The following is a 17311-nucleotide window of genomic DNA, read 5'->3' on the forward strand; positions in this document are numbered from 1 at the left end:
AATGAAGCGTAAGGCAGGAAAATTACTAATGACGATAGGGCTGTTGCTGATTGCAGCGGCCTTTTTACTCATGGTTTATAATATATGGGAGTCAAAAAAGGCAGAAAATATGTCGGAAGAGATTCTTAATCAGATAAAAGACGGGCAGGATGAAAACGTAAGTTCTGACGATGCAGATGAAAAACCACTCTATGAAATATATCCGGATATGGAGATGCCTGTCTTGAGAATTGACGGAGTAGATTATATTGGAATATTGACAGTTCCTTCTCTTGGACTGGAGCTTCCTGTGGCCGGAAATTGGAGCTATCCGAATCTGAGACGTTCCCCATGCAGATATAAAGGTTCAGCCTATAGTAATGATATGATCATAGCAGGTCATAACTATAGCAGACATTTTGGCGGACTTAAAAATCTGGCAATCGGCGAAGAGATATCTTTTAGAGATGTAGATGGGCATATATTTCAATATCAGGTTGATGATATTGAAACAATTCCGGGAACGGCAGTGGAAGATATGGATGCAGGAGAATGGGATATGACATTATTTACATGTACTTACGGAGGAAAAAGCCGTGTTACAATCAGATGTAGGAAACTGGAAAATGATCACAGTGTTATATTCAAGGGATTGTAAAAACATTGTAATTGCTTTGACGCTAATATATAATAAATTTATTGATAATGAAAGGCAGGAACAGGTCTATGACAGATAAAGAACTTCGTAGATTAAAGAGAGAAGAATTGCTGGAAATGCTGATTTCACAGAGCAAAGAGGTTGAAGAACTTCGTGCTGAGGTAAGTGAGCTTAAGAAGAAATTGGACGATAGAAAAATATGTCTGGATAAGGCAGGATCTATTGCAGAGGCATCGGTTCTGCTTAATGGAGTATTTGAGGCGGCGCAGGCAGCGGCGCAGCAGTATCTGGAAAATATCCAATCATTAAGCGGACAGCAAGAACAGATTTGTGAAGAGATGGAGCGAAAGACGAAAGAACGTTGCGAAGCGATGGAACAGGAAGCCCGGGAAAATGTTGAAAAGCGATGGGTTGAGATATCTGAACGTCTGGAAAATTTCTACAATGAGCATAAAGGATTGCGTGAGCTTCTGGGAGTTGCTGGCGAGAGTGAAGAAGCAAAATAAGAAATTAGAGATTTGATTATTTTACGGATAGAGAATAACTTGAGAAAGCAGGTGTATTTACATGGATAGATTGCAGGAAATTAATGAGTATATTAATGACATGAAGATTAAGAAAGCTTTTTTTGGCGGGTATGACAAAGAAGATGTCTACAAGAAGATTGGTGTTATTGTGGATCTGTTTCGAAAATTTACAGAGGAACAGCAGGAAAAACAAAAAGAATTGATAGAAGGGTATGAGAAACGTCTTCAAGCATCAGATATGCTGAATATGGAATTAAATAAAAAACTCGGAAGCCTCGCTGCAGAGCAGAAAAATGTTATTGAGGAAAAAGAGAAGATGAAAGAAGTCTATAAAGAATATTGCGCAAATATTCTTCAGCAATATTCTAATTCCTTGCGTGCATTATCGGCAGAATTTACACAGATTCTGGATAATGTGACAAATTTGCAGAAAGATATTGTAGATGAAGACTTGTTTGAAAAACTTGGTGCGGAGATAGAAGCTGAACAGATTCCAGAACTGTCAGAGGATGAGATATAGATGTATAAATAGGCTGAGAATTTGGTGTAATATCAGATTCCCAGCCTATTTTTTGATATTAATCATTTGATGTATAGATGACAGTGTAAATTACTCTTCCGTAGAAAGATAAGTTGTCGGATCTACGGCAACTCCATTTTCTTCTATCTGAAAATGTAAATGTATTCCTGTGGATCTTCCGGTAGTACCGGTAAGACCAATCTGCTGCCCCTTGGTAACTTCCTGCCCTTCCTCGACAAATGTATGACTGAAATGCATGTATTTTGTGGTAAGTCCATTTTCGTGGTCAATCAGAACCCAGTTGCCGGCAAGATTATCATATTCTGCCTTGACAACCGTACCGGATTCCGCAGCATACACGGGGAGAATCTCGCCGTTAGTGCCAAGGTCAATGCCTTTATGGAACTTGTGGTCAAAATCACGATAGCCAAAAGAACTTGTCAGGTAAGAACCTGGACACGGATCAGAAAATTGTCCGATCATTTCACTGAAATCCAGAAGTGTCATGCGATCCAGACGATACAAATCATAGCGCTCCATATGCTGGATCAGATGTTGAGAATATTGAAGACTTGTTGCCCAGCGTGAACCAATCCGAGCGGCAAAAGTATTGGCATCTGTTACTCCGGAAATTAAGTCACTGTAAGCTCGTTTGATCAGTTTCGTGCGGTCTTCGATACATTCTGTGTAGGTGTTATAAACACGGAAATCGGCTGTAGTAGTGTAATATTTTCCGGAAGAAGTCTGCTCCCCGGTTCGCATGCTCACACTTCCGGCAGTTCCGGTACCTTTAACCCCAAACAGGTTGCAATACTGGTAAGCCAGATAAGAAAGCCCCTGATGGTCTTCTCCCCCTGGTCCGTATTTACCAAAGCCAGATTCCTGAATGATCTGAGCAATCGTTACGGAAGCTGGATATCCGGTCTCGTCCTGACATTTTAATGCAGCGATAATCATCTCCTGAGTGATAAAAGACGGAATATTGTCAAGAGGAAGTGCGGCATTATATTTAATCCGCTTATTCAGCTCGACAAAAGTCTCGGATGGATTATAGCTTCGTTTTATGTAAAGAGCATCGGAACTTTCGTCCCGGATTGTGGCTTTCGGAGAAGTTGTTTTCTCAGATTGTGTGGACAGATTCGGTTTTGCATCTGATGTTTGATGGGAATCCGAACCGTTATTTTTATCCTCGGCCTTAGAAGATTCACTGGAATCCGTACCATCATTAGAATCAGAAACATCCTCAGAACCCGAGACCTCGTTGGAATCAGAAACATCCTCAGAATTCGAGACCTCGTTGGAATCCTTACTATCCTCGGCCTCAGAAGACTCGCTGGTATCCGTACCATCCTCAGGGTCAGAAGTCTCGTCAGAGTCCGTACTATCCCCAGGGTCAGAAGTCTCGTCGGAATCTGTAATATCCTCAGGAACATTTGCATCGTCAGAGTCCGTACCCTCCTCAGGATCAGAGACTTCGCCGGAATCAATAATATTCCCAGAATCCGAAGCATTCTCAGAATCTGAAGGCTTTACTTCAGCTGCCCCAGAGTTCTCTGCATTTTGCGCTTCAGAATTTTCTGATGTCACAGATTCGACTTCGGTCTCCTCGGTTAATGCAGATGCTTTTTGAATCGTTGTGCATACCAAACCAATGGTAATAATAGTAATAACTCCGACTTTTGCCAGAGAAAGTAAGAATCGATGATGCTTCAACGAATGATGCCTCCAATCTGTAAAATAATGCTGATATCATTATACCACGTAAAAAGAGTGTTTAAAAGGAAGAAAAAATGTAAAGGTTCATATGAAAAGTGTTGACGATAGAAAAAATAAATATCTATGGAAAATGAAATGAAATTCTTTTACAATAAGTTTAGCAGTGAAATTCGTGTGAAGAAAGTGGAGTTATGACTATGATGTTAAGACGTCGTTTAATGATGATGAACAATTCAACGCAAGATAATTCATATAATACTTACGTAAAATACCAGATTATGCATGGGGAGCGCAAAGTCGCTTCGATAGATACTCAGGGGCGTTGTACTGTTTTTGATCAGGATTTTATGCCATATAATCTGTATCTGGAAGATGGTGGTGAAGAGCTGGATACGTTTATTAATAATCTTGCCAATTTTTATTTTTGGTGTGCTTCTCGTGTACTGACACTTGACCGTGAATATGCGAAGGAATTGCTAAACAGTATCGGTGCCACCCAGGCTTCTACAGATAAGGAGCGTGCACAGGTTGCGTTATCTTATCATTGCCTTAGTCTTACGGATATCTATTGGGTAAAACGAGAAGAAGAAAAGATTACATTTCGTGAAATAAATTTGTTTGAAAATCATTTATCTAATGCTTTCGTGGATGTGGCATTGCGCGGCAGACAGATGACGATAGAAAACAGCCATTTGATTGCTGACGATCTTTCAACAAATGGTTCGTTTCCAAAAGCATGGCTGAGAAAAAACAATACTTTCTGGCTTCTGAAGGATGGCGGAAGTCTTGCTGTTGAGAACGAGATTCTTGCCAGTAAGATCTGTCAATGTTTTCAATGTAATCAGGTGGTTTACTCAGAAGAGTTATTTGATGGGACTTTGGTTTCATGCAGTAAAATCATGACTTCTCTTAAATATAGTCTTGTCTCCAGAGAAGCTTTTGAGGTGTTTGCTCTAAATCTGAATATGAATGCTCTGGACTATATACTGGAGCTTGACAGTTATTCTTATTATATGATGAATATTTTAGATTACCTGGTAGGGAATACGGATCGTCATTGGGGAAACTGGGGACTTCTTGTTCGCAATAGTGATAATCAGCCGGAGAGACTTTATGATCTGATGGATTTTAACAAAGCTTTTTCGGCGTATGACAGGATGGAAGGGGCAAACTGTCTGACGACAGATTCGAAAAGATGTACGCAAAAGGAAGCGGCATTAGCAGCAGTAGAAAAAGTGGGACTAAATCAGGTGGCTGAAGTGAAGAAAGAATGGTTTGCAGGCAGAGAAGAGATATATGAAAGATTTATTGAAAGACTGAAACTGCTCGAAAATCATTTGCCTAAATGATAAAATGAATGTTCAGGGACGTCTGAAGGCAGGGACCTTACAGGCGTCCGTTTTAATGTAGTCCGTTTTAATGTACGATAAAATCCTGTTGCAAAGGGAAAGCAGCTTATGATATACTTGCAGCACATCAAAATCACAGACGAGTCCGTTCGGACTAATTCAGCGTCTGTATCGCCGTTTCAAAGACGGTCTCGAAGGTCAGAGGCAATTCGCCGAAGCATTCAGTTTTGATGAGAAAAATGGATATCAGGAGGTACATGCATGGGAAAAGGAAATGCAGCAGTCAGAGAATGGATGAGTAATCCGGTACGATTTTCAGATCTCTATAACGGAATCGTATTTCAGGGAAAGCAGGTGGTATTGCCGGAGGAATTGGAGCCGGCAGAAGGAGAAACGGATATCCTGCTGGAAGATAATGAACAAAAAGTACAGGAAATACACAGATATCGGGATATTGTAATGCGATGGAAAAAGGGAGCGCTACTGGTATTACTGGCATGTGAGAATCAGGAAAAAGTACATTACGCCATGACCGTGCGCAACATGCTCTACGACAGCTTGTCCTATGCCGGGCAGATCCAGCAACTGTGGAAAGAACGGGAAAAGGAAGAAAAACAGAAGATGACAGCCCCAGAATTCTTGTCCAAGTGGAAGAAGGATGACCGCCTGGTGCCGGTTATTACACTTGTCTTCTATTACGACACAGAACAATGGGATGGAAGCACAGACCTACACGGCATGCTCCAATGGGGAGAAGGAAATCAAGAGCTGCTGAGAGAATACGTGCCTAATTATCGAATAAACCTTGTAGACGCTGGAAATCTAGAACATCTGGAACGCTTCCAGAGCGATTTACAAGAAATATTGGGTATGCTAAAATGTAGAGGGAATAAAAAAGAACTGCTAGACTATATGAATAAAAGAGAATCATACTTTCGGAATGTAGACGAAGAAACCTACCAGGTGATGCGAGAATTCCTGCATTCCGAAAAGATGTTAAAAGAAAACGTAGAAAGGATAGAGGGAAAGGAAACGGTGGATATGTGTAAGGCATTGGATGAATTGTATAATGATGGAATAGAGCAGGGAATAGAGCGTGGAATGATTCGAGGAACAATAGAGACAATGAAGGAATTCAATATTTCTATGGAAGAGGCTATAGAAAGAATCTCGAAGAAATTCGAGATTACAAAGGAACAGGCAAAAGAAGAGGTGGAGAAGTACTGGAGCTGATATGAAAGTGGAACGTAAATCGGTGAAAAGATATAGGCAAATCTCTATCAGTATCGTTCTTCTTCTTGTTATCCTCATTCTGGGAGAGGTCTGGTGCTCTACTCATTGGCTGATTGTGCGGAACTATGAATATCAAAGCGAGAAACTGGAGCCAGGACAAGAGATTAATGTAGCAGTATTATCAGATCTTCATGATCATGAGTTCGGAGAAGAGAATGCGAGGCTGGTAAAAAAGGTAAAAGAACAAGAGCCGGATCTTATTCTTCTGGGTGGAGATTTTCTGAATGAAGACTCTGAAGATGCAGATGTGCCGTGTGCTCTTATCCGGCAGTTAAAAGACGTTGCGCCAGTCTATTTTTCTCTTGGAAATCATGAAGTTTCTTATATGGAGAACGGGCATACGGACCTGGTTGGGCAGCTGGAGGCGGCAGGCGCAGTTGTGTTGGACAAATCATATGAAGATATTGAGGTAAATGGAGTGCAGTTCCGGCTGGGCGGGCTGTATGATTATGCATTTGCTCTGGATGGAAATGACGATGCAAAGAACACACCGGAGCCAGTCAAAAGCTTCCTGGAAGATTATCAAAATACCGACCATCTAAAACTCATGATGGCGCATCGCCCGGAGAGCTTCTGCTTCGGAAATGCATCTTCGGTCTGGGATGTGGATCTGGTCATCAGCGGACATATCCATGGAGGGCAGGTGGTACTTCCGATTCTGGGTGGTCTGTACGGAGGAGATCAGGGATGGTTCCCGGAATATGTTCACGGGATGTACCGGAAAGACGATATGAATATATTCGTAACCAGCGGACTTGGAAGCCACCATCAGCTGCTTCCAAGATTCTGGAACCGGCCAGAGATAGCAACGATAAAGATTCATGGATAACGATAAAGGGCATCTGAAAATATGTGTTTTCAGATGCCTTTTCCATATGAGGCGGCAAAAAAGAATTCTGTTGCAAAAGAAATGTAAGCCATGCTATACTTGCATCACATCAAAATCACAGACGAGCCCGCTCGGGCAATTCTTGCGTCTGAATCACCGTTTCAAAGACGGTCTCGAAGGTCAAAGGCAATTCGCCGAAGCATTCAATTTTGATGAGAAAATGAATATCAGGAGGTACATGCATGGGAAAAGGAAATGCAGCAGTCAGAGAATGGATGAGCAACCCGGTAAGATTTTCAGATCTGTACAATGGGATCGTATTCCGGGGAAAGCAGGTGGTATTGCCGGAGGAATTGGAGTCGGCAGAAGGAGAAACGGATATCCTGCTGGAAGACAAAGAACAAAAAGTTCAGGAGATCCACAGATACCGGGATATCGTAATGCGGTGGAAAAAGGGAGCACTACTGGTATTACTGGCATGTGAGAATCAGGAAAAAGTACATTACGCCATGACCGTGCGCAACATGCTTTACGACAGCTTGTCCTATGCCGGTCAGATCCAGCAACTGTGGAAAGAACGGGAAAAGGAAGAAAAACAGAAGATGACAGCCCCAGAATTCTTGTCCAAGTGGAAGAAGGATGACCGCCTGGTGCCGGTTATTACACTTGTCTTCTATTACGACACAGAACAATGGGATGGAAGCACAGACCTACACGGCATGCTCCAATGGGGAGACGGAGAAGAAAATCAAGAGCTGCTGAGAGAATACGTGCCCAATTATCGCATTAACCTTGTAGACGCGGGAAATCTAGAACACCTGGAACGTTTCCAGAGCGATTTACAAGAAATATTGGGTATGCTAAAATGTAGAGGGAATAAAAAAGAACTGCTAGACTATATGAATAAAAGAGAAGAATACTTTCGGAATGTAGATGAAGAAACCTACCAGGTGATGCGAGAATTCCTGCATTCCGAAAAGATGTTAAAAGAAAACGTGGAAAGGATAGAGGGAAAGGAGACGGTGGATATGTGTAAGGCATTGGATGAATTGTATAATGATGGAATAGAGCTAGGAAGAGAACAGGGAATAAAACAGGGAAGAGAACAGGGGATAGAGCTGGGAGTAGAAACATTGAAGGAATTCGGTGTATCCATGGAAGAAGCTATAGAAAGAATCTCGAAGAAGTTCGAGATTACAAAGGAACAGGCAAAAGAAGAGGTGGAGAAGTACTGGAACTGATATGAGAAAAGATCAATAGATAACGCTAGAAGGGTGTCTGAAAACATGTATTTTCAGATGCCTTATATAGACAGAATTCTGTTGCAAAAGAAATGTAAGCCATGCTATACTTGCATCACATCAAAATCACAGACGAGCCCGCTCGGGCAATTCTTGCGTCTGAATCACCGTTTCAAAGACGGTCTCGAAGGTCCAAGGCAATTCGCCGAAGCATTCAATTTTGATGAGAAAATGAATATCAGGAGGTACATGCATGGGAAAAGGAAATGCAGCAGTCAGAGAATGGATGAGCAATCCGATACGATTTTCAGATCTCTATAACGGAATCGTATTTCAGGGAAAGCAGGTGGTATTGCCGGAGGAATTAGAACCGGCAGAAGGAGAAACGGATATCCTATTGGAGGACAAGAAACAAAAAGTACAGGAAATTCACAGATACCGCGACATCGTAATGCGATGGGAAAAGGGAGCATTACTGGTATTATTGGCATGTGAGAATCAGGAAAAAGTACACTATGCCATGGCCGTGCGCAACATGCTCTACGACAGCCTGTCCTACGTCGGTCAGATCAAGCAATTGTGGAAAGAACGGGAAAAGGAAGAAAAACAGAAGATGACAGCTCCAGAATATCTGTCCAAGTGGAAGAAGGATGACCGCCTGGTGCCGGTCATCACACTTGTCTTCTATTACGACACAGAACAATGGGATGGAAGCACAGACCTGTACGGTATGCTCCAATGGGGAGCAGGAGAAGCAGAGCAAGAATTAATAAAAAAATACGTGCCCAATTATCAAATCAACCTAGTAGACGCAGGGAATCTAGAACATCTGGAACGCTTCCAGAGCGATTTACAAGAAATATTGGGTATGCTAAAATGTAGAGGTAATAAAAAAGAACTATTAGACTATATGAATAAAAGAGAAGCATACTTTCGGAATGTAGATGAAGAAACCTACCAGGTAATGCGGGAATTCCTGCATTCTGAGAAGATGCTAAAAGAAAATGTGGAAAGGATAGAAGGAAAGGAGACGGTGGACATGTGCAAAGCATTGGAAGAATTGTATAATGATGGAGTAGAGCAGGGAATAGAGCTAGGAAGAAAGCAAGGAATAGAGCAAGGAATAGAGTGTGGAATGTTTCGAGGAACAATAGAGATAATGAAAGAATTCGGTGTTTCCATGGAAGAGGCGATAGAAAGAATCATGAAGAAGTTCGAGATTACAAAGGAACAGGCGGCAAAAGAGGTGGAGAAGTACTGGAACTAATTTGAAAAAGGCAAAGATCTGACAGCGCGCTCTTTCGAAAAACTAATACGATTGTATTTATTTTGGTACAATCTACAATTGCTTTTGCTATGATTGACAATAGGGGGATGTTTTGGTAGTATGTAGAAAGGAGTATTGGCGAGAATGCCAAAAAATAATAAGGGCGAGAGAAACAAAAGAGGGAGTGGAACGCGTATGAAGAGAGAATATGTTAAACCAGTGATAGAGAGCGAAGAATTTGTGGCAAATGAATATGTGGCAGCGTGTTGGATAGTTTCATGTTATTATCACCATACTTCGTGGCAAACTTGTGCATACGAAGATTGGACAATCAGTGGGTATGATAATTTAGATAACTATATTACTGTTAATGGAAATACTGCAGAGATACACAAGGGAAGTCAAAGTCATTGGGGAGAAGATTCAAATAAATATTATCATAATACAAACGTAAGTAGATACCATCATGAATTAACTGTGGTTCCAACAGATAAGACTAACAATAAAGAGCATCCAAATGTATCAGGCTAATTTTTTGATAAGCAAATAGAGAGTTATCCGAACTTTCGGGTTCAGATAACTTTTTCTATATATACATATAAAGGAGTTTTTATGGATTCTTTTTCAACTACAACAAAATTAGAAGAGCGTCTTGTTATCTCAGCCACCCGGAAGCGTATTCCACTGGGTGGTTCTTTTGAATTGTTGCCTTTATGCAACATGAACTGTCGGATGTGCTTTCTGCGGCTGTCTCCGGAGGAGATGCGCGTCCAGGGGCGGCTGCGCACGGCGGATGAGTGGCTGGCTCTGGCGAGGGAAGCTAAGGAGGCAGGAATGTTGTTCCTGCTGCTGACCGGTGGGGAGCCATTCCTGTATCCGAAATTTGACCGGCTGTATCGTGGACTGTCGGAGATGGGACTATTCCTGACGCTGAATACGAATGGAACGTTAATAACAGAAGAATATGCAGACCTTCTGGCAGAACATCTGCCAAGGAGAGTGAATATTACGCTCTATGGCTCTTCCGATGAGATATATGGGCAGCTTTGTCGCAATCCCCATGGTTTTACCCAGGTAATGCGGGCAATTCATCTTTTGCAGGAGAGGCATGTGCCGGTGAAGCTAAATGGCAGTCTGACACCGGACAACTGGGAGGATCTGGAGAAGATTCAGCAGATCGCCCATGACCTGGATATCCCTTTGGAGGTGGATTCTTATATGTTTCCGTCTTCCAGAAAGGGTGTATGCAAGTTTGATGAGAAGGCGAGACTTACGCCGGAGAAAGCGGCAGAAGGATATGTGAAGATCAGGCGGGATGAATTGTCAGAGGAAGCCTTCCGGGAACTTGCGAAAGCCATGGCTGAATGTTATGATAAGGGAGTAGATTTTCTGGGAGAATGTGACCCGGAACCGTTGCCTTGCAGGGCGGGATTGAGTTCTTTCTGGATCAACTGGAAGGGTATGATGACACCGTGTGTGTTCATGGATCAGCCGGGAATTCCGGTATTTGAATGCGGATTTGAGAAGGCGTGGGAATATGTGAAGCAGGAGAGAGACAAACTGTTTCTTCCTTCCGAATGTACGAAGTGCGGCAAGCGTGCATTTTGTACAGTGTGTGGAGCATGTGCATATACGGAGACCGGAGATTTTCAGAAACGGCCGGATTATATGTGTGCCATGACGATGGAGAAGCTTCGCCTGATGGCGGCATATGCGGATGAAGAGTTGAGTCAACTGGTAACATAAGAGAGTCAGGAGAGGAGATTAGAAAGATGAGAATTGCAAAGGAATTTATTTTAAGAGAGATTGCGGGAGAGTGTGTACTGGTTCCGACTGGTGCAACAACACAGGAATTTAACGGGCTGATCACCATGAGCGATACGGCAAGATTTATCTGGGAGAATATGGAGAAGGCAGACAGTCTGGATGAGATGATAGAGATGATTCTTGAAGAATATGAGATAGATGAAGAAACTGCAAGAAAAGATGCCGTTGGATTTATCTCGCAGTTATTACAGGCTGGTTTCGTAGAATGTACGAAGGAGGATAAGACCTGGTAATGGCAAAGAAGAGTACACGTAGGCGTCTTCAGATTCTGTTGCTTGCGGCAGCAGTTATCATGGTGATTCTGTATATTGTGAACCGGTGGGTGCTCTACAGTCGGTTTGACCGGTCAACACCGGAGATTACATTTGACTCGGAGGTGCTGGAGGTATCTGTCGCTGTTACGGAGGAAGAATTGCTGAATGGAGTAACGGCTGCAGATAAGAAAGACGGAGATGTGACGGATACGATTATTATTGAAAGTATATCCAAGATGTTGGGAGATCATGAACGGATCGTGACCTATGCAGCATTTGATAAGGATAACCACGTAGGCAAGGCACAGAGGAAGATCCGGTATACGGATTATACATCTCCGAGATTCTCTCTGGATGGTCCTCTGGAAGCAGGCACTATGAATGCAGAGATGTCTGATATACTGGCGCCTTTGCATGCCACAGACTGCATTGACGGAGATCTGACCAGTCAGATAGTAGTAATAGATACGGAGATTACTTCCATGTCTGCGGATGCCATGACGGCACAGTATGAGGTGCAGGTGACGAACAGCTGCGGCGATGTGACAACACTGAAGCTTCCGGTAAGAATGCAGATGAATACGAGTGGAAGCTTTGCTGAGATTAAACTGTCAGAGTATCTGGCTTACCGTAAAGTCGGAGAAGCTGTGGATCCTGCAGCTTTTGTAGTGAGTGCATCAGCTGGGGGACAGGAGTATGGAGTGGGAGGTCTACAGATCAATTCGAATCTGGACACATCCATGCCGGGAGTATATACAGTGACCTATACATTGAGCGTAGAGGGGAACAGTACATCTACGGATTTGATAATTGTAGTAGAAGAGTAGGACATTAAGAAGATGACAGAACAGATTGATATTGTAAATATAATCCGGCGTGTGCTCAGACAATGGCAGATGATCCTGCTGGCGGGCATCATCGCGGCCATGGGGTGCGGTATCGTGTCAAGCCGGCTGTATCGACCGCAGTTTGAGACCAAAGCAATCATTGTGGTATATGAGAAAAGTGGATCCGGTGGTACCAGCGGAGCACAGGAGACTGCATCGGTATTTCAGGAGGTCATTACCAGCAGCCTGCTGCAGAAGAAAGTGGCAGAGGCGCTTGAGGTGTCATCATTGCCGGGAACCATATCCTGTGAGAGTATCCCGAATACGAATATGATTACGTTGAAGGTACAGGCAGCTGCACCGAGAGATGCCATGCTTGTTATGAACGGGATACTGGATCATTACGGAGAGGTGACTGAGAAGCTGCTTGGCAACATGGTGCTTCAGGTGCTGGAAGAGCCGAAAGTACCGATGCAGGCAATCGATGCATATGATGAAAAGCGTCTCCTTGCAAAAGCATTTCTTGTGACGGTGGCAGGACTCAGCCTGCTGCTTGCGCTGTATTATTATTTCAGGGATGATATTAAGAATGAGAATGATGTAGAGAGAAAGCTAGATACACGTCTGTTTGCATCAATATATCATGAGAATCTGAATAAAGGGTTCCACCTGAGGCGGAAGAAGGAGAAGACCGGACTTCTGGTTACCCATCCGGTTACCAGTTTCGGATATATCGAGACGTTCCAGAAGCTGTGTATGAAGCTGGACTATAAAGCGGGGCGAAGGGGAAAGAAAGTGATCCTTGTGACCAGTGTTCAGGAAAATGAAGGAAAGTCTACGGTGTCGGCTAATCTGGCATTGTCTCTTGCTAAACGTGGGAAAAAGGTGCTTCTGGTAGATGCTGACCTTCGTAAGCCGGCGCAGTTTAAGCTCTTCGGACAGACCTACACAAAGGGAGAGCCTCAGATTGGCAGTGTGCTTGCAGGGAAAGCGGATCCGGAGGCTGCAATACGCGAAATTGAGCATACGGGAGTACAGCTTCTTGCGGGCAGTCGAAGCTATAAGAATGCAACCAGACTTCTTGGCAGCCGGAGTGCGTCAAAGGTATTTGCGAAGTTTCAGACAGAAGCCGACTATATTATCATAGATACACCACCTATGTATCTTGCGGCAGATGCGGAAGAGATTATGCAGTATGCGGAGATGGGACTGCTGGTGGTGAGACAGAACTGTTCGAAAGCAAAGGACATCAACGATGCAATTGATATTTTCAAGAAGACGGGATGCCATCTGTTAGGGTGTGTGCTGAATGATGTGGAGACCGGGATCTTTGGAAATCTGGCACCGGGTTCAGACGGATACCAGCACAAATACGGATATGGCTATGGATATTATAAAAAGAAAGAACCAAAGGAGAATACCTGATAAGATATGAGTAATAAAGAAGAACCCAATTTAATCGATATTACTTCTTTTCTGGAAGATTTTCTGAAAACAGTCAGAAAGTTCTGGATTTCTTTGATCATATGTATCCTGATAACGGCAGCAGGATTTTATATCTACGCAAGAGTTCATTATCAGCCGGAATACCAGAGTCAGGCAACATTTTCAGTGAATACAGAGGGAAGCTCGGTAATCAGTGGAGGAACCAGTGGCAGCGAACAGGTGAAGGAGAGTCTGCCGTACATTCTTCAGTCGGATGTGATGAAGAATATGGTTATGGAGGATCTGGAACTGGACACCTTTCCTGCGCAGATTGAATTAGAGAGTAAGGAATCGGCAAATTTCTATATACTGAAGGTCACCTCTGATGATGCAGGAATGGCATATGGTATTCTGCAGTCGATTTTGGAGAATTGTCCCAAGGCTAGTGTGTATGTGCTGGGCAAGATACAGATAGAAGTGCTGGATGACTCGGGAATTGCAGCAAGACCATGGAATTATATGGATAAGAGGATGAGCCTTGCCAAAGGCGCTACTGTCGGAAGTTTACTCTGGATGATTTTTGCTTTTTTCTATACATTGACGAATCATACGATTCAGAGGGAAGAGGATTTTAAGAAATATTTGAGTGTAACCTGTATAGCAGCTATACCGAAGATTACATTTAAGAAACGCCGTAAACAGTTTGACAGGCATATCCATATTTATAATGATAAAGTTGGTTACGGATTTCTGGAAGCGATGCGTACCGTCCGGACAAGGGTAATTCGGGAAACAAAACGCTTCGATGGACGAGTGATCTTGGTGACAAGCTCTTTGCCGGGCGAAGGTAAATCTACGTTGGCCGCGAATCTGGCTCTGTCGCTGGCTGAAAAAGGAAGGAAAACTGCGCTGGTTGATATGGATCTCAGAAATCCCTCTGTTGGCAAAGTTCTTGGATCAGAAGCTGATGTAAAATACGGTATATCAGATGTGCTGAGAAATAAAATAAATATAGAAGATGCAATCCAGACACTGGACGATTGGGGAGTCGATGTGCTTTTTGGAAAAGAAGCGGTGTCGGATCCGGTTAAACTTCTTAGTACCGGACGGGTGGAAGAGATGATGGATGAGCTGGAAGACAGGTATGATTATGTGGTTCTGGATACCCCTCCGGCGGCAATGCTGGCGGATGCATCAGCAGTTGCCAGATGTGCAGACTGTGCGCTCTATGTCGTAAAGCAGGACTATGCAAGAATAGAGAGGATTGCAGAGGGCATGGATATGCTGACACTTTCCAGACTGCCGATTATAGGCGCAGTTCTCAACGGTGCTGAACGGGCCCTGGGAGGCTACGGCGGATATGGCGGTTATCGATATGGACGCTACGGCAATTACGGCGTTTATGGAGAACAGGTAAAAGCGGGAGAAGAAAATGCGGAATATGTGGATATAGGAGAGCAGCAGGAGAAAAAGGTGTGAAAAAGCAATATCGATTTGGTCACGTAAAAATAGAACTGAATATGCCGGAAAGGATGCCGGTTCCAGAGAATATGCAGAAATTTGCGTGCGAGGATACCGGGAACAATGACAGACTGTACGAGATTAGATATACATCATCTCTTGCAGAAGTCGAAGAAGGTATTAGGCAAAATAATCCTGATATGAGAGAGATTTGCAGAGAGACGCTTCGACTTTTGATGGCTCCGGGAATGGAATGCCGGATACTGAATTTTCATGGAACCAGAGAGCCGTATGGGATCCTGTTTGAAGAACAAGGAATGCCATATCAGGTATGGGTTGATGAAAAGGTTACTCCAATGCTGGTATACGATACAATCTTTGTATCGCTGCTGGCGTTAGAAAAACTGATGCTGGAGCATGATTCCCTGATTTTACACTCGGCGTATATGTACCGGGAGGGGGAAGCGGTGCTATTTTCTGCACCGTCAGAGACAGGGAAGTCAACGCAGGCTGATCTGTGGGAGAAGTATCGCGGAACCCGAACTGTGAATGGAGACCGGTCTCTTCTGGTTCGGGAAAAGGATGGCTGGTATGCCTGCGGCTGGCCGGTCTGCGGAAGCTCGGATATATGTAATAACGAATCTTATCCGATCCGTGCGATTGTGATGCTTCACCAGGCCAGGACGAACAGTATAGAGAGGCTCGAAGGATTCGAAGCGGTACAAAAGCTGATGGCTCAGATTACCATCAATATGTGGAATGCAGAGTATCAGATGAAAGCGATGGATAAAATAGAGGAGATTATTGCAGAGGTTCCGATGTATGAACTTGGATGTGATATCTCAGAGGAGGCGGTAAAATGTCTGGAAAGGGTTCTGTGATGGTAGGACTTACACGTGTGCAGGAAGAATTCCTGAAAATTCTTGAAAGCTTTATGCATGGAAAAGAATATCATTTTCCGGAAGCGTTTGAAGAAATAGAAGAATTATATCAGATGGCGGGTATCCATAAGATGACTGCTGCTGTTTATGAACAGATCCGTAACGATGTGCTTCTTGGAAGATCGGAATATGCCGGCCTTGCGGGAGCATTTAAAAATTATACGATGCGGGATGTTATGATGCAGATGCAGCGGACAGATGGCTTTCTGCGCATTTATCAGAAAATCTGTGAGACGGGCGTGCGCCCGCTGGTTGTGAAGGGCATAATATGTCGTAATCTGTATGAGAAATCAGATTATCGCGTGTCCGGCGATGAAGATATCCTTGTTCGGAAAGAAGACTTTGCCCTATGTGACGAGATTCTGGTGGCCGAAGGATTTCAGAGAGAAGAGCCCGATACAGAACATCTGCCGCAGGAGATTCCTTATATTAATCCGCAAAATGGTGTGTATATTGAGATGCATTTTGACCTGTTTGCAGAAGAGTCCGGTGCATATGGGCACCTGAACAGAGAGTTTGGAGATGTATTTGATACTTGTATCAGTGAAGAGATTCAGGGTCAAACAGTCTGGACGTTGAGTCCGACGATGCATCTTTTTTACCTGATCTGTCACAGCCTGAAGCACTTTCTCCATGGCGGGTTCGGAATCCGGCAGGTCTGTGATATGGTAATGATGGCAGAACACTACGGAGCTGATATTGACTGGGAGTATATATACGGGAGATTACAGGAATTACGCATGGAAGGGTTCTGGAATGGACTGGCGGAGATAGGACGGAAGTATCTTGGATTCTCTTTTGAGAAAGCGCATTATCCGGTGTTCCTGCAGAAAGAACACGTGAACTGTGATCATCTGCTTCTTGATCTCCTTGACAGCGGCATCTTCGGCGACAGCACGATGGAGAGAAAGCACAGTTCTAATATTACACTGGCAGCAGCAGAAAGCGGAAAGAAAGATACCGTGGCTTCCGTGAAGGCATCCCTGTTTCCGGGGAAAGCCTATATGGAAAAAGGATATCCGTGGATAAAAAAATGCCCGTGGCTTTTGCCGGTAGCCTGGGGCATGAGAATCGTGGGTTACTTAAAGAGAAAAAGAAAGAGCAGCAAAGAAGAGCCGGGCGGCGTGGAGATTGGAATGAGCCGGGTGGAGCTTTTGCGGGAGTATGGTATTATAGATTGATGAGAGGCTTGATAAT

17 protein-coding genes are annotated in these 17311 nt (G+C 43.6%); 16 read left to right on the forward strand and 1 reads right to left on the reverse strand.

Translation table 11 applies throughout. The features are described from left to right. Window position 1 precedes the first annotated feature (1 nt). From ABE613_RS02660 to ABE613_RS02670, 3 genes are all read left to right on the forward strand, one after another. Window positions 2-637: a sortase gene (locus ABE613_RS02660; RefSeq protein WP_347375593.1), complete on the forward strand. Its 636-nt coding sequence runs from the start codon at window positions 2-4 to the stop codon at window positions 635-637. Window positions 638-705: 68 nt separating this feature from the next. Next, entirely contained in the window at window positions 706-1143 is a 438-nt protein-coding gene (locus tag ABE613_RS02665; protein WP_347375594.1) for a hypothetical protein, read from the forward strand. Between the two features lie 61 nt (window positions 1144-1204). Then, the gene (locus ABE613_RS02670; protein WP_347375595.1) at window positions 1205-1684 is read left to right on the forward strand and encodes a hypothetical protein; all 480 of its coding nucleotides are present in this window, start codon (window positions 1205-1207) and stop codon (window positions 1682-1684) included. 90 nt (window positions 1685-1774) lie between these two features. On the opposite strand, the gene ABE613_RS02675 is transcribed toward ABE613_RS02670, so the two are convergent. Then, on the reverse strand, window positions 1775-3397 hold the full coding sequence (locus ABE613_RS02675; RefSeq protein ID WP_347375596.1) for a peptidoglycan DD-metalloendopeptidase family protein: 1623 nt from the start codon (window positions 3395-3397) through the stop codon (window positions 1775-1777). Window positions 3398-3624: 227 nt separating this feature from the next. On the opposite strand from ABE613_RS02675, the gene ABE613_RS02680 reads away from it, so the two are divergent. The 13 genes from ABE613_RS02680 (at window position 3625) to ABE613_RS02740 (ending at window position 17295) form a co-directional block, all read left to right on the forward strand. Continuing rightward, window positions 3625-4749, forward strand: a complete 1125-nt coding sequence (locus tag ABE613_RS02680; protein ID WP_235234045.1) for a hypothetical protein — start codon at window positions 3625-3627, stop codon at window positions 4747-4749. Between the two features lie 261 nt (window positions 4750-5010). Further along, the gene (locus tag ABE613_RS02685) at window positions 5011-5982 is read left to right on the forward strand and encodes an Rpn family recombination-promoting nuclease/putative transposase (RefSeq protein ID WP_347375597.1); all 972 of its coding nucleotides are present in this window, start codon (window positions 5011-5013) and stop codon (window positions 5980-5982) included. A gap of 1 nt (window position 5983) precedes the next feature. After that, entirely contained in the window at window positions 5984-6871 is an 888-nt protein-coding gene (locus ABE613_RS02690) for a metallophosphoesterase (RefSeq protein WP_235232509.1), read from the forward strand. Between the two features lie 242 nt (window positions 6872-7113). Continuing rightward, window positions 7114-8112 (forward strand): Rpn family recombination-promoting nuclease/putative transposase, encoded by a 999-nt coding sequence (locus tag ABE613_RS02695; RefSeq protein ID WP_347375598.1) that lies wholly within the window; start codon window positions 7114-7116, stop codon window positions 8110-8112. A 253-nt stretch (window positions 8113-8365) separates the two neighbouring features. After that, the gene (locus ABE613_RS02700; RefSeq protein WP_347375599.1) at window positions 8366-9379 is read left to right on the forward strand and encodes an Rpn family recombination-promoting nuclease/putative transposase; all 1014 of its coding nucleotides are present in this window, start codon (window positions 8366-8368) and stop codon (window positions 9377-9379) included. A gap of 195 nt (window positions 9380-9574) precedes the next feature. Then, window positions 9575-9910: a hypothetical protein gene (locus ABE613_RS02705; protein WP_347375600.1), complete on the forward strand. Its 336-nt coding sequence runs from the start codon at window positions 9575-9577 to the stop codon at window positions 9908-9910. A gap of 81 nt (window positions 9911-9991) precedes the next feature. Further along, window positions 9992-11125: a radical SAM protein gene (locus ABE613_RS02710; protein ID WP_347375601.1), complete on the forward strand. Its 1134-nt coding sequence runs from the start codon at window positions 9992-9994 to the stop codon at window positions 11123-11125. Between the two features lie 26 nt (window positions 11126-11151). Further along, the gene (locus ABE613_RS02715) at window positions 11152-11439 is read left to right on the forward strand and encodes a PqqD family protein (RefSeq protein ID WP_347375602.1); all 288 of its coding nucleotides are present in this window, start codon (window positions 11152-11154) and stop codon (window positions 11437-11439) included. After that, a complete protein-coding gene (locus ABE613_RS02720; protein ID WP_347375603.1) occupies window positions 11439-12287 on the forward strand; it encodes a hypothetical protein in 849 nt (282 codons plus the stop codon). Before ABE613_RS02715 ends, ABE613_RS02720 begins: the two co-directional genes overlap by 1 nt. Window positions 12288-12299: 12 nt before the next feature. After that, window positions 12300-13712 (forward strand): polysaccharide biosynthesis tyrosine autokinase, encoded by a 1413-nt coding sequence (locus tag ABE613_RS02725; protein ID WP_347375604.1) that lies wholly within the window; start codon window positions 12300-12302, stop codon window positions 13710-13712. A 6-nt stretch (window positions 13713-13718) separates the two neighbouring features. Then, window positions 13719-15191: a polysaccharide biosynthesis tyrosine autokinase gene (locus tag ABE613_RS02730; protein WP_347375605.1), complete on the forward strand. Its 1473-nt coding sequence runs from the start codon at window positions 13719-13721 to the stop codon at window positions 15189-15191. Next, entirely contained in the window at window positions 15188-16054 is an 867-nt protein-coding gene (locus ABE613_RS02735) for a hypothetical protein (protein WP_347375606.1), read from the forward strand. Before ABE613_RS02730 ends, ABE613_RS02735 begins: the two co-directional genes overlap by 4 nt. Beyond that, the gene (locus ABE613_RS02740; protein WP_347375607.1) at window positions 16033-17295 is read left to right on the forward strand and encodes a nucleotidyltransferase domain-containing protein; all 1263 of its coding nucleotides are present in this window, start codon (window positions 16033-16035) and stop codon (window positions 17293-17295) included. The genes ABE613_RS02735 and ABE613_RS02740 overlap by 22 nt, the downstream gene beginning before the upstream one ends. Window positions 17296-17311 lie beyond the last annotated feature (16 nt).

This window comes from Dorea chungnamensis (assembly GCF_039832125.1).
In the GTDB taxonomy this organism is placed as follows: Bacteria; Bacillota; Clostridia; order Lachnospirales; family Lachnospiraceae; genus JAFBIX01.

What these genes read in the sequence shown, in the direction of transcription:
- ABE613_RS02690 (WP_235232509.1), top strand. Translation starts at nt 5,984, where the DNA reads ATGAAAGTGGAACGTAAATCGGTGAAAAGATATAGGCAAATCTCTATC.
- ABE613_RS02705 (WP_347375600.1), top strand. Translation starts at nt 9,575, where the DNA reads ATGAAGAGAGAATATGTTAAACCAGTGATAGAGAGCGAAGAATTTGTG.
- ABE613_RS02685 (WP_347375597.1), top strand. Translation starts at nt 5,011, where the DNA reads ATGGGAAAAGGAAATGCAGCAGTCAGAGAATGGATGAGTAATCCGGTA.
- ABE613_RS02670 (WP_347375595.1), top strand. Translation starts at nt 1,205, where the DNA reads ATGGATAGATTGCAGGAAATTAATGAGTATATTAATGACATGAAGATT.
- ABE613_RS02720 (WP_347375603.1), top strand. Translation starts at nt 11,439, where the DNA reads ATGGCAAAGAAGAGTACACGTAGGCGTCTTCAGATTCTGTTGCTTGCG.
- ABE613_RS02700 (WP_347375599.1), top strand. Translation starts at nt 8,366, where the DNA reads ATGGGAAAAGGAAATGCAGCAGTCAGAGAATGGATGAGCAATCCGATA.
- ABE613_RS02730 (WP_347375605.1), top strand. Translation starts at nt 13,719, where the DNA reads ATGAGTAATAAAGAAGAACCCAATTTAATCGATATTACTTCTTTTCTG.
- ABE613_RS02740 (WP_347375607.1), top strand. Translation starts at nt 16,033, where the DNA reads ATGTCTGGAAAGGGTTCTGTGATGGTAGGACTTACACGTGTGCAGGAA.
- ABE613_RS02680 (WP_235234045.1), top strand. Translation starts at nt 3,625, where the DNA reads ATGAACAATTCAACGCAAGATAATTCATATAATACTTACGTAAAATAC.
- ABE613_RS02660 (WP_347375593.1), top strand. Translation starts at nt 2, where the DNA reads ATGAAGCGTAAGGCAGGAAAATTACTAATGACGATAGGGCTGTTGCTG.
- ABE613_RS02695 (WP_347375598.1), top strand. Translation starts at nt 7,114, where the DNA reads ATGGGAAAAGGAAATGCAGCAGTCAGAGAATGGATGAGCAACCCGGTA.
- ABE613_RS02725 (WP_347375604.1), top strand. Translation starts at nt 12,300, where the DNA reads ATGACAGAACAGATTGATATTGTAAATATAATCCGGCGTGTGCTCAGA.
- ABE613_RS02665 (WP_347375594.1), top strand. Translation starts at nt 706, where the DNA reads ATGACAGATAAAGAACTTCGTAGATTAAAGAGAGAAGAATTGCTGGAA.
- ABE613_RS02715 (WP_347375602.1), top strand. Translation starts at nt 11,152, where the DNA reads ATGAGAATTGCAAAGGAATTTATTTTAAGAGAGATTGCGGGAGAGTGT.
- ABE613_RS02710 (WP_347375601.1), top strand. Translation starts at nt 9,992, where the DNA reads ATGGATTCTTTTTCAACTACAACAAAATTAGAAGAGCGTCTTGTTATC.